General features: G+C 43.5%; 13 protein-coding genes and 2 pseudogenes. 7 read left to right on the top strand and 8 right to left on the bottom strand.

All coding sequences use genetic code 11. From position 1 onward, the window contains the following. Positions 1–190 (bottom strand): annotated as a pseudogene (locus IQ234_RS17065) (photosystem II q(b) protein); the annotation flags it as partial. Between the two features lie 275 nt (positions 191–465). Between IQ234_RS17065 and msrB the strand changes: the two are divergent. Further along, entirely contained in the window at positions 466–882 is a 417-nt protein-coding gene (msrB, locus tag IQ234_RS17060; protein WP_002783632.1) for a peptide-methionine (R)-S-oxide reductase MsrB, read from the top strand. 50 nt (positions 883–932) lie between these two features. Here msrB and IQ234_RS17055 read toward each other — a convergent pair whose 3' ends face one another. From IQ234_RS17055 to ruvA, 4 genes are all read right to left on the bottom strand, one after another. Beyond that, entirely contained in the window at positions 933–1,136 is a 204-nt protein-coding gene (locus IQ234_RS17055; protein WP_002739162.1) for a phycobilisome linker polypeptide, read from the bottom strand. A 189-nt stretch (positions 1,137–1,325) separates the two neighbouring features. Beyond that, positions 1,326–1,811 (bottom strand): allophycocyanin subunit beta, encoded by a 486-nt coding sequence (gene apcB, locus IQ234_RS17050; RefSeq protein WP_002758327.1) that lies wholly within the window; start codon positions 1,809–1,811, stop codon positions 1,326–1,328. A 79-nt stretch (positions 1,812–1,890) separates the two neighbouring features. Further along, the gene (locus IQ234_RS17045; protein WP_193957952.1) at positions 1,891–2,376 is read right to left on the bottom strand and encodes an allophycocyanin; all 486 of its coding nucleotides are present in this window, start codon (positions 2,374–2,376) and stop codon (positions 1,891–1,893) included. 524 nt (positions 2,377–2,900) lie between these two features. Continuing rightward, on the bottom strand, positions 2,901–3,530 hold the full coding sequence (gene ruvA / locus IQ234_RS17040; RefSeq protein ID WP_193957951.1) for a Holliday junction branch migration protein RuvA: 630 nt from the start codon (positions 3,528–3,530) through the stop codon (positions 2,901–2,903). Positions 3,531–3,701: 171 nt separating this feature from the next. On the opposite strand from ruvA, the gene IQ234_RS17035 reads away from it, so the two are divergent. After that, positions 3,702–4,823, top strand: coding sequence for a site-2 protease family protein (locus tag IQ234_RS17035; RefSeq protein WP_416209685.1), 1,122 nt, complete (start codon positions 3,702–3,704; stop codon positions 4,821–4,823). A 98-nt stretch (positions 4,824–4,921) separates the two neighbouring features. Here the strand turns inward: IQ234_RS17035 and IQ234_RS17030 are convergent, their stop codons facing one another. Further along, the gene (locus IQ234_RS17030; RefSeq protein WP_193957949.1) at positions 4,922–6,070 is read right to left on the bottom strand and encodes a substrate-binding domain-containing protein; all 1,149 of its coding nucleotides are present in this window, start codon (positions 6,068–6,070) and stop codon (positions 4,922–4,924) included. A 220-nt stretch (positions 6,071–6,290) separates the two neighbouring features. On the opposite strand from IQ234_RS17030, the gene IQ234_RS17025 reads away from it, so the two are divergent. Together IQ234_RS17025 and IQ234_RS17020 are read left to right on the top strand one after the other, a co-directional pair. Continuing rightward, positions 6,291–7,316, top strand: coding sequence for a cyanophycinase (locus IQ234_RS17025; protein WP_193957948.1), 1,026 nt, complete (start codon positions 6,291–6,293; stop codon positions 7,314–7,316). Between the two features lie 77 nt (positions 7,317–7,393). Then, on the top strand, positions 7,394–7,996 hold the full coding sequence (locus IQ234_RS17020; RefSeq protein WP_193957947.1) for a chromophore lyase CpcT/CpeT: 603 nt from the start codon (positions 7,394–7,396) through the stop codon (positions 7,994–7,996). 11 nt (positions 7,997–8,007) lie between these two features. Here IQ234_RS17020 and IQ234_RS17015 read toward each other — a convergent pair whose 3' ends face one another. Beyond that, on the bottom strand, positions 8,008–8,181 hold the full coding sequence (locus IQ234_RS17015) for a hypothetical protein (RefSeq protein WP_002791720.1): 174 nt from the start codon (positions 8,179–8,181) through the stop codon (positions 8,008–8,010). Between the two features lie 153 nt (positions 8,182–8,334). Here IQ234_RS17015 and IQ234_RS17010 point away from each other — a divergent pair, with 153 nt between their 5' ends. Continuing rightward, positions 8,335–8,703, top strand: a complete 369-nt coding sequence (locus IQ234_RS17010; protein WP_002764847.1) for a hypothetical protein — start codon at positions 8,335–8,337, stop codon at positions 8,701–8,703. A 43-nt stretch (positions 8,704–8,746) separates the two neighbouring features. After that, a complete protein-coding gene (locus tag IQ234_RS17005) occupies positions 8,747–10,558 on the top strand; it encodes a sodium:solute symporter family protein (RefSeq protein WP_193957946.1) in 1,812 nt (603 codons plus the stop codon). A gap of 423 nt (positions 10,559–10,981) precedes the next feature. Here IQ234_RS17005 and cynS read toward each other — a convergent pair whose 3' ends face one another. Next, positions 10,982–11,419, bottom strand: a complete 438-nt coding sequence (gene cynS / locus IQ234_RS17000; protein WP_104395869.1) for a cyanase — start codon at positions 11,417–11,419, stop codon at positions 10,982–10,984. A 185-nt stretch (positions 11,420–11,604) separates the two neighbouring features. Here cynS and IQ234_RS16995 point away from each other — a divergent pair. Then, a pseudogene (locus IQ234_RS16995) lies at positions 11,605–11,794 on the top strand (photosystem II q(b) protein); the annotation flags it as partial.

Here is an 11,794-nt window from a genome sequence, read left to right as displayed (position 1 = left end):
GAATACCGTCGATATCTACAGGAGGAGCGGCGATAAAGGCGATGATGAAGCAGGTGGTGGCGGTGAGCAGGGTGGGGATCATGATGACACCGAACCAACCGACATAAAGACGGTTGTTGGTGCTGGTAATCCACTGGCAGAACTGCTCCCACAGGGAAGCGCTCTCGCGCTGTTGTAGAGTGGTGGTCATTGGTTTATGATTCCTATTAAGTTATCGAGGTACGATTGATTGATGATGTCTTCATCTTAAAGAGTTTGTAACGGTTTGTAAAGGGGTTTGAAACTATTGTTACTTATACCATTGATAAGCTGAGATTATGCTAAGTCTATAGGGTTTCCTGACCGAGTTTTCCTTTTGGGGAGTACGTCGTCAGGGGCCGATGTTAAATCAGGTCATACTTCATGTTTATGAAAAAAACCTAGATATCGAACTCAGGTTAGACTAAAAAGGGAAGTTTAATCATAATGGCGGTTGTCCTGACTATGGTAGAAAAAGTTCGTAAAACCGAGGCGGAATGGCAGGCCCAGCTAACTCCCGAACAGTTCCAAGTTACTCGCAAAAAGGGAACAGAACGGGCGTTTACGGGTAAATATCACGATAATAAGGAAAAAGGTATTTACAAATGTGTCTGCTGTGGTACGGAGTTATTTACTTCTGACAGCAAGTATGATTCGGGTACTGGTTGGCCGAGTTTCTGGACTGCTGCTAACGAGACTAATATTAAGTACGAACGAGATGTTAGTTTTTTCATGGTGCGGACAGAGATTGTTTGTGCCACCTGTGATGCTCATCTCGGTCACGTTTTTAATGATGGTCCACCCCCAACGGGAAAACGCTATTGTCTCAACTCTGCCGCTTTGCAGTTTGAAAAAAATCCCTAAAGCAAAAAGAGGTCTTTCCAGACCTCTTTTTTTTAAGTTTCAGTGGCAGCCTACAGTAAACCTGTATTAGTTCCAGGTTTGCCAGTAGCTAACTGCACTTTGACAATTTTGCCGCCCATTTTCATGATGCGTTGTTGCTCACGAAACCAATTATCGTAGGGAACGAGTTTGGTGAAATAGGTATTTTGTAATTCCCGTTGTGTCCGAATGCGGCTTTGGCTAGGAACACAAGCGGTGATTTTGAACATCCGCATGGATTGATTTCTCCTAATCGCTGAAAAACTTGTCGCTCAAACTAACGAAGGCCTTTTTCTAAAATAACAAAGGTCGGGAGTCAAGGATCAATACTAGCTCGTCAAAACCTATCTTGGACAGATTCAGCCTTTAAAGACCTAGCACTCATCCTCGGCTTCCCGAACCTATTTTGTCCGAGTTCGTTACTTCTAGCTTAAGCCAGAGCTAATGTAGTCGAAGTAAATCCCCATTTCTTTACCCGCATCAGCACCAACTAAACTAGCGGTGACTTCTTTCATCGCTTGGATAGCTTGAACGGTGGAGGAGATGGGTACACCTAAAGAGTTATAGGTTTCTTTCAGTCCGTTGAGAACGCGCTCGTCGAGGATAGAAGGATCTCCAGCTAACATAGCGTAGGTAGCATAACGGAGATAGTAGTCGAGGTCACGGATACAAGCGGCGTAACGACGGGTGGTGTACATATTGCCACCGGGACGGGTTACGTCAGAGTATAACAGGGACTTAGCCACAGCTTCTTTAACGATGCCAGCAGCGTTGGCACTAATGACACTAGCGGCACGCACGCGCAGTTCACCGGTGGCGAAATAGCTTTTCAGTTTGCCGAGAGCATTAGAGTCAAGGTATTTGCCTTGAACGTCAGAAGAGTTGATAACAGAAGTAATTGCGTCTTGCATGGTGGTTCTTCCTTGGGTTTTGCTTAATCTTAAGAGGTTTACGAGGGGTGTGTCTAGAACAATTCACAAAGGAGTTATTCTACGACATAGAGCCGATCACGTAATCGAAGTAGGAAGAAGCTTCAGAAGCATCGTCAGAAGACATAAGACCAGTAGCAACTTCTTTCATTTCGCGAACGCTTTGAGCTACGGCACCGATGTCGGTTCCTAAAGATTTGTACATTTCACGCACACCGACTAAACCGATTTCTTCAATCGGGGTGACATCACCAGCAACTACTCCGTAGGTGATTAAACGTAGGTAGTAGTCCATGTCACGCAGACAGGTGGCGGTCATTTCTTCGCCGTAAGCGTTGCCACCGGGGGAAACGATGTCAGGACGTTTTTGGAATAAGCGATCGCCAGCTTGCTTGACGATGGTTTCGCGAGCGCCGGTTAGGGTTTCAGCGATGCGTAAACGAGTGGCACCACTGCCAACGAAGGCTTTAATTCTGTCTAGTTCGCCGGGGCTGAGGTAACGAGCTTCAGCATCAGCATTCACGATCGATTTCGTGACGATACTCATTGATGGATTCCTCCCAACTAAGTGAGATTAATAAACTTAATCTGACATTTTATAGCAGTTGTGGTCACTACGCTCAAGTTATCTCGTTTCCGCCTTAGCGTCTCAAGACTTCCCTAGCCTAGCAACCTAACGCAACTATTTTGCGGCATCTGGTTCACCTTCTCACTATTTTCGTAATACTTTTTAACATTTGCCTTGAGAAAGGAGCGCTGGAGTGGGGTGTGGGGAGCGGGAATTATGAATTATGAATTATAGCGGTGTGCAGTCGTATGAGGTACAGTGTCACGAGCTATAAACCATGCTAGGCAAAGCTTGGTTTGTATCTCACTCAAGCGCTTACCGCTATATGAAGTGGGGAGTGGGGAGAAGGGAGCAGGGAGAAGGGAGTGGGAGAGAAGGGAGCGGGGAGAATAAATAAAAATAATCTCCTGACTCCTGTCTCCTGTCTCCTGCCTCCTGACTCCTGTCTCCTGTCTCCTGTCTCCTGTCTCCTGTCTCCCGACTCCTGTCTCCTGACGACTGATTTAACCTAGCCAATTAATTGCGCCTTTAATCCAGTCTTCTGGCTGAGTATTTTTACTAAATAAAGCATCTTGACTGAGGACTGCCATAGCTCGATCAATCTCCTCTTGGCTGTATCCTAAAGCTAAAAGGGTCATCTGCACATCTTCGAGGATTTCCGCTGCTGGTAGTATTGCCGTGGTTGTCGTCGTCGCTTCTTTTAGCTGTCGCCATGCTGCCAATTTAGTTTTTAACTCTAAAGCGATTCTTTCTGCTGTTTTTAAGCCAACTCCGGGGGTTTTGCTCAAAATTTTGGTATTTCCTGTCACTATCGCCACCACAAGTTCCTCAATCCCCAAGGTATCGATTAAAGCTAGGGCTAATTGCGCCCCAACCCCATTGACGGAAAGCAGTTGACGAAACAGATCTCGCTCTGGGGCGGTGCCGAAACCGTACAATAAAGGCTGCTCCTCGCGAAGGAGTAGGTGAGTAAAAATCTGACGACTATCATTGTTATCTTTGCCGATGTCTAGGGCTAATCGCGAGGGAATTTGGATTTCGTAACCGATCTGGTTTACGTCTAAAATCAAGATCAGTCGGTTATTGGGGGTTTTGATCACCTCGATCGCTTCTCCCCGTAAATAATTAATCACTGATTTAATTCTCCTACGAAAATAACCGAACCACAGTGATGACGGTTTTTACTCCCTGAAGGAATGCTGGGGAGATTTTCATTTTTGTTACAATTGTTAACAGAAGTGAATGGCGCAATTGATAACCTAATTTTCTTGGCGTTAGTCCCCCATAATTGGAGAAGATACAAAATGAATGGCAACATTAGAGTCGGGAATCTCTTTGGAATTCCCTTTTATATTAATCCTTCTTGGTTCTTTGTTCTGGGGTTAATTACCTTAACCTATGGGGGAGAATTAAGTCAGTTTCCCCAGTTAACGGGAATTATGCCCTGGCTCTTAGGATTTTTTGCCGCTATTCTCCTATTTGCCTCTGTGGTTGCCCACGAATTAGGTCATAGTTTTGTTGCCATCGCCCAAGGTATTGAAGTTAAATCAATTACCCTCTTTTTATTCGGTGGTTTGGCAACTCTCGGCAGAGAATCGAAAACTCCCCTAGAAGCTTTTCTGGTAGCAATTGCTGGCCCTTTAGTTAGTTTACTGCTCTTCGGTATTTTCCTAATTGTTGGTCTCAATATTAGTTTAAATGCGCCCATGGCGGCGATTCTTTCTCTGCTTGCCTATATCAACCTCGCCCTAGGGTTATTTAACCTGATCCCTGGTTTACCTTTAGATGGTGGTAATATCCTTAAAGCTATCGTTTGGCAAGTAACGGGCAATCCTAATAAAGGGGTTTTATTCGCTAGTCGTTTCGGTCAATTTTTTGGTTGGTTAGCGATTGTCATCGGTGCGCTATCAATTCTCGGAATCAGTCAATTTGGCAGTTTTTGGACGCTATTAATCGGTGTTTTTCTCTTACAAAATGCCGGCTTTTCCGCTCAATCAGCTAAGGTTCAAGATTTCCTAAGTCGCTACAGTGCTAAAGATGTTATCTCTCCTAATAGTCCTGTAGTTCCGATTAATTTAACCCTGCGCGATTTTGCTAATAATTATGTTATCGGTAAACAACAATGGTCTAAATTCCTAGTTACCGATAGCGAAGGTAAACTATTAGGGGTGGTTAATGTAGAGGATCTGAAAACGATTCCAACTTCCCAATGGACAGAGGTAAATATCGGCCAGTTATTACAAACTAGCGAAAGTCTCAAACTGGTTTTGTCTCATACTTCCCTCCTAGATGTGGTGAAAATTTTGGAAGGAGAAAATTTATCTCAAGTGACAGTGGTAGAAGAAAACGGCACGGTTTTGGGGTTAATTGAGAAAGCTTCTATCCTTACTTTTCTCGCCCAAGAAACCCAAAATCAAGCCGCTTAATCAGTTATCAGTTATCAGTTATCAGTTATCAAGTATCAGTTATGTAAATGTATTTTTTACCTCAATATTATCGCAGAATTTTGTTTAGTATTTACTGACTATACTGACTGTCGCATTGCTTGCCACAATTGCTCGTATTCTTGCTCAGTTGCTGGCGATAAAGGGTTGAGAAAATCGCTTTTTTTGATCGCTTCTGGATTGACAAGTAAAGGATTGTTTTTAATATCTGGGGGAATTTGATCGAGATTTTCAGTGAGAATTAGGGGTGATAATCCAGAGGTAAATAAAGAAATTTTATTAGCGGATTCTGGTTGCCAACAAAAATCAATCCATTGCTGGACAAGAGAATTAGGAGTAGTTAAAATTGGTTTTACCCACACATCTGACCAGAGAGAAGTACCGGATTTGGGGACAACAACTTTAATTTTATTATAGCGATCGCTCACTGGTAAAATATCATTAGACCAACCCACAGATAGCCAGACATCACCGAGGATCAGGGGTTGTAAATAATATTGAGAACTATAAAATTTTACCTGTTTTTGTAAAGCGAATAGCTGGTCTTTTAGTCCCGTAACTTGCTTTAAATCACTAGAGTTATAAGAATAACCCAATTTTTTTAGGGTTAAACCGATGACTTCGCGACGATTATCAATTAGGGCAATTTTACCGGTTAATTCCGGTCGCCATAGATCGGACCAATCCTGTGGCCGCCAGTCAAATTGAGCGAATTTTTCCTCATTATAGGCAATTACTGTCATTCCCCAACGGTAGGGCGCAGCCCAGACTTTTCCCTCTGTTTGCGGTTGTCCTTCGGCATTGCGAGTCATGTTTTCTTGCCAACGGGGGGGCAGTTTTGACCAATTGGAGAGTTGAGAAGTATCTAGGGGTTGAATTAGACCGTTGCTAATCGCTTTTCCTAGCCAAGCATCCCCTAGGGTGACTAAATTACCTATCGCTGGGTTTTGTTCCCTAAAAGGGATAGGAATCGAAAATTGTGAGGTTGGTTGCCCCTGATTTTTTAACCATTTTTCCAACAATTCTAATAGCTCTTTCAGCTGCCTTTCCGACTGAAAATTGACTTTTTTTTCGGCAATAGTTTTCTGAAAATCTGTTAGTAATCGCGGCGGAATCGAACCGGAGAGGAGAAAAATGCTCGGCTCGCCGCTTCTGGAAGCGCAGCCACTTAAACCCCCCGCTAAGGCGATTGTACCTAATCCTTGCAAAAAAGAACGTCTATTTAACATATCGCCCGCCGATTCCCAACTTTAACAGTAATAATTGCCAGTTTCTAGCCTTGAATTATTATAAGACGATTTTTAACAGAATGTAAACTAGGGAGTTTTGCCGGTACCGATTTCAGCCATAGAGAGGTTTTGTTGTTAACTTTTATGGTATAAAACTCTGATTTTGTCCTAGTTAAAGCTAGGATAGAAGGAGTAAGCTAAGGGGAGAGGGTATAAGACTATGTCAAACAATCATGATCGAGATTTCCATTATTCTTGTCGTTGTGGAAAAGCCAATTTTCAGTCTGTAAAACATCGATCTGGTATTTTATTAATCGGGGGAGCGGAAGGAGGTAAGTTAGGAGAAGATCAGGCAACAAAATGGTTATTAAATCGAGCTAAAGGGGGCAATTACTTAGTGTTGCGCTTTGGCGATCTTGGCGGTCAAGCCGATTGGATTTGCGACAATTATCCCTCCTTGGTTGGCTCGGCGGCGGAACTATCAATTGATAGTCGTCAAGCGGCGAATCATCCTGATGTTATTGAATATATTCGTAATGCCGATATCCTTTTTTTTGCCGGTGGTGATCAAAATCAGTACGAGGATTTGTGGGAAAGCACAAAGGTGGAAACAGCGATCAATTATCTAATCAACGACAAAAAAGTTCCCGTGGCGGGAACCAGCGCAGGAATGGCTATTCTGGGGGATTTTTACTATGCGCCTACTCACGAAGGAGTACTGAGTTCGGAAATATTAAATAATCCCTTTCACTTCAACACCAAAGACTTCTATCGGAGTGATTTTATTCGGGTTCCTTTTCTCAAAAAAGTGGTGACAGATACCCATTTAGATCGACTCAATCAAGATCATCCCGAAACAAGATATGGTCGCCTTTTTGGTTTTTTAGCCCGCAATGTACACGATAATCAGAATCAACTACCTGCCTACGCTATCGGTTTAGAAGAAGGTGCTTTTCTGGCGATCGATGAGCATGGTATCGCCAAAGTCTATGGCAACGGCACCGATAAAGGACAAGATGCCTATTTTCTGCAAACTAACGGGACTCTACCCGAACAGATGGAGCCGGATCGACCTTTAATCTGGAATAATAACGGTCAAGCGGTGAAAGTCTATCGCATCGCAGGAACTCCCTCCGGCAGCGGTGAATTTGACCTCAAGGATTGGTCTAGTGCTGCTGGCGGTCGCTGGGAATATTGGTACACTAAAGGGGGAATGGCTGGGTTTAAGCGGGTTCCGGTAGCCTGAAGGTCATTTTTGTCAAAAAAGTGATTTCTATGGGTGTTAGGATTAATTTTGAGGCAATAAGGAGAGTTTTTTGAGCTATGACCCCTGAATTAATCACTTTTGGCCAGTATCTCGCGGGTGAATTTGAAAATCAACGGCAAGCGCAAGCAGAACCGGTGTGGTACGTTCACCTGCGTTTATGGTTGCGTCCGCTGCTTTTATTTCGAGAAGACAGCATCGCTCTTTTTGCCGAACAGGCCAGTATCATCAATTTAGACCAACCCTACCGACCGCGACTGTGGCGATTAACGCGCTCGGAATCGGGAGGGTTAGAGGTTAGGCACTATATGTTTAATGACCTGAAATCCGTGCAAGGTGCGGGCAAAAATCCCGATATTTTGCGAAAAATTAGCTTGGAAGACCTAACTTTCCTGCCTACTTGCACTTTAGCGGTTCAAGTCCATAATCTCCCTGATCATCAATACCAGTTTATCGCCCAACCGCAACCGGAACAGCGCTGTCAATTCACCTATGAGGGTACAACCTATCAGGTGGCTTTAGGTTTCGAGGTGACGAGTCATAGCCTAAAAACCTACGATAAAGGTCTAGATCCTGGCACTGGTAAGGGAATTTGGGGCGCTCTGCTCGGTCCCTATCAATACGAGAAAAAACGGGATTTTTCGGCAGAATTGGAGATGTGAGGAAGATTGCATCACATTAGATCAAAATGACGGCAGATAACACCGCAAAGAGCCGCTAAAGCGGTAATTCCTAAAGCTGTACCGATGTCTTGTCCTTGATTGACGGCAAAAGAAGTGACGATTCCTGCACCTAAACCGGCTGTGATTGCTGCTCCGAGAAAATCTTTATCTGAGTTTTTATACATAGAGATAAGGCCAAATTTCGACAAAATCGTGTTTTTTACCTTATCATCCTCTTTTGAGCCACTAATCACCCGGGGGCGGAATTGCAATCAAGCTTTAGATTTAGCCACGTTTCTTAACATTAAGTTGGGTAGGATAGATAGGGGGTAAAATCGATGAAACTAGCTAAAATCTCTTTTTCTGGCTTTTTAACGCTGATTATCTCCCTTTTGCTAATACTGAGTTTTGTTAATGCCAGCAAGGCACAATCGGATACGGCGGTAAGATCGGAGTTAATTAGTCTCCGCAATCGAGTCGAGCGCCTTGAAAGTCAAGTCCGAGGGATCACCATCCGCGGGGAAAATGCCGCTCCCATTCCCCAACGGCGATCGGGAACGGGTATAGTAAATGGGGAAGTAGTCGGGGAAACTGACCCACTGTTCCAGCGTTTAGCCACTTTAGTAATTGAATTAAAGGAAGATTTAAAAAAGCTAGAGCAACGGGTGCAAATCTTAGAAAAAGAAACCGTTAGCCAGAAATCGTAGTCAATTGGTGCTATAACGATCGAAAGTTAAATTGATCCGAACTATGCAGTTAATTGATTATGTAATTGTGCTGCTTTATCTGGCGGGAACCCTAATAATCGGGATTATCGCCGAGAAAAAAGCTTCTCAAGGTCTAGAATCCTACTTTTTGGGTAATCGCAATTTGCCTTGGTGGATGTTAGGGGTGTCGGGAATGGCAGCTAACACCGATTTAGCGGGAACTATGGTCATTTCTGCCCTTATTTACGCCGTCGGCCCCAAAGGACTATTTATCGAAATCCGCGGCGGTGTTGTCCTAATTATGGCCTTTCTCATGGCTTTTATGGGCAAATGGAATCGCCGCGCCCAAGTTATGACCATGGCGGAATGGATGAAATTTCGCTTCGGACCAGGAAAACAGGGGAATTTTGCCCGAATTATTAGCGCCATCGCCATTCTCTTATTCTCTATCGGTACGATGAGTTATTTCTCCGTTGCGGGGGGGAAATTTTTAGGGCAGTTTCTGGGTATGGATGATCGTCTTGCTTCGGTGATATTAATTCTTTTAACCTTAATTTATACGGTGGCCAGTGGTTTTTATGGTGGGGTAATTACCGATTTATTTCAAGGGTTTCTGATTTTTGTGGCAGTAATTTATGTATCGGCAGTGGCCTTTTTTACCGTTAATCTTCCCGATAGTTTCACGGTAGCAATTCCGGGGGCAACGGAGCCAAAAACTTGGAATTTAAGCGACTGGGCTAGTATTTTCCCCTCGCTGACTTTGGATTTACCCGGAGATTATGCCATCTTTAATTTGTTTGGTGGGGTGATTTTCTTTTATTTAGTTAAAACCATCATCGAAGGTTGCAGCGGCAGCGGTGGTTATATGTTACAACGATACCTAGCCGCTAAAAGCGATCGAGATGCCGGTTTATTATCTTTATTCTGGATTATTCTGCTTTCTTTCCGTTGGCCCCTGGTCACAGCTTTTGCGGTTTTAGGTATTCACTACGGTTTAACTGAAGGCACGATTACAGATCCAGAAAGAATTTTGGCCACGGTGATTACTCAATATATTCCTGTGGGGATGAAAGGGTTATTAATTGCTTCTTTTTTGGCAGCAGCTATGTCCACTTTTAACGCAGTTATTAACGCTAGTGCTGCCTATTGGGTAAAAGATATCTATCAAGCTTTTTTGAAACCGAATGCGGGGGAAAGGGAGTTAGTTTTTCAAGGTCGTTTGGCCTCGGTTTTTGTGGTCGTAATTGGCTTAGTTTTGAGTATTAATATCGAAAATGTCAATGATATTTGGGGTTGGTTAACCACGGGATTAGGGGTGGGATTAGCAGTTCCTCTCCTATTACGTTGGTATTGGTGGCGCTTTAATGGTTATGGTTTTGCCGTGGGAACTTTAGCGGGAATGATTGCGGCTATTGCCTCACAAGCGATAATTTTACCTTTCTTTCGTCACAGTCAATATCAGGAACTTATTCTCTTTCTTGTGCCGAGTTTGTTCGCTTTAGCTGGCTGTATTATCGCTACTTTGTTAACTCCTCCCACCGATAGTTTAGTCATGGAAAATTTCTATAATGTTACCCGACCTTTTGGCTTTTGGGGAGAAGTCCGTCACAGTGTTAAACCTAACCTACAGGCAAAAATTAAAGCGGAAAATCAACGGGATATCATCGCCGCTTTTCTCACTGTTCCTTGGCAATTAGTCCTCTTTATGATGGGGATTGTTTTAATCATCAAGCAGTGGGAAAGTTTGAAGATTTTGGCTTTGGTTTTTCTTTTGCTTTCCATCGGTCTCTATTTTACTTGGTATCGACATTTATCTAAGGAAATTACCGTCACTAAAGACCGAGATTTAGGTTAGGCAGTTCAGGAGACAGGAGACAGGAGACAGGAGTCGGGAGATAGGGTGATGGGGTGATGGGGTGATGGGGTGATGGGAAATTTCAGCCAAATGCTCCACTTCCCCACTTCCCAATTAATAATTCATAATTCATAATTCCTCAAACCCTCGCCGCTCAAGGAATTAATTAGAAGTTTCACAGCGTAATTAGGAGTGATCCCTTGACTTTGGCGCCGGCTTGGGTTATGATTTTCTTATAATGGGACTTTTGTGTTTATGGCTAAGTGCTTAAGCTGCGATTATTAGTAAAGTCTTATAAAAATATCTTCCCAAAATCTGCCAAAAAAAGCAAGCAAAATTTTGCCGTCAATTGTTAAGTTTTGTTAAGAAAAATAGCAAGAGCGGTAAGGAATATAAATCCCTTACCGTTGACTTTAGCCGGACTCACCACTTCTTATAGGGTAAAAACTTACCCGACATGGTAATTTTAACGCGATCGCCTTTAGGGTCTTCCTCCTTATCCACGTCGAGGGTAAAATCGATCGCACTCATAATACCGTCGCCGAATTTTTCATGAATCACCGATTTTAGGGGCATTCCATACACCTGCATGATCTCATAGAAACGATAAATCAGGGGGTCGGTGGGGACAACCGGACCCAATCCCTTGACAGGATACTCGGTTAAGGATGCGACGATTTCGGTTCCCAGTCCCAAAGCTGCCACAATTTTCGTTGCTTCCTCTGGGGAGGCACTCGCTTGCCGGTAAAAAACAGCGGCAATCCACACCTCATCTCGTCCTAGAATCGCTTCTAGGTCAGCGAAACTCAGTCCTTTTTCCTTCTTCGCTTCCAATAGTTTTGCAGTAATTTCGGGTATCATCGTTTATTTTTGCAGAATTTGTCTGCTTCTAGTTTACCTGAACATCAATTATATAAGTAAAAGTTATGACATTGATAAAAAAACATTCCTTAAAACCCCTTTACATAACTATAAAAACCCGATAGTATTAATTCATGTCAAACAAAGAACCTTGACAATTAAATACATACAGAAATTATCCAACCATGACCACCACTCTACAACAGCGCGAGAGCGCTTCCCTGTGGGAGCAGTTCTGCCAGTGGATCACCAGCACCAACAACCGTCTTTATGTCGGTTGGTTCGGTGTCATCATGATCCCCACCCTGCTCACCGCCACCACCTGCTTCATCATCGCCTTTATCGCCGCTCCTCCTGTAGATATCGACGGTATTC

It is taken from the genome of Microcystis aeruginosa LEGE 91341 (assembly GCF_015206885.1).
Taxonomy (GTDB): Bacteria; Cyanobacteriota; Cyanobacteriia; order Cyanobacteriales; family Microcystaceae; genus Microcystis; species Microcystis aeruginosa_H.
This window is presented reverse-complemented; position numbering and strand designations above follow the sequence as displayed.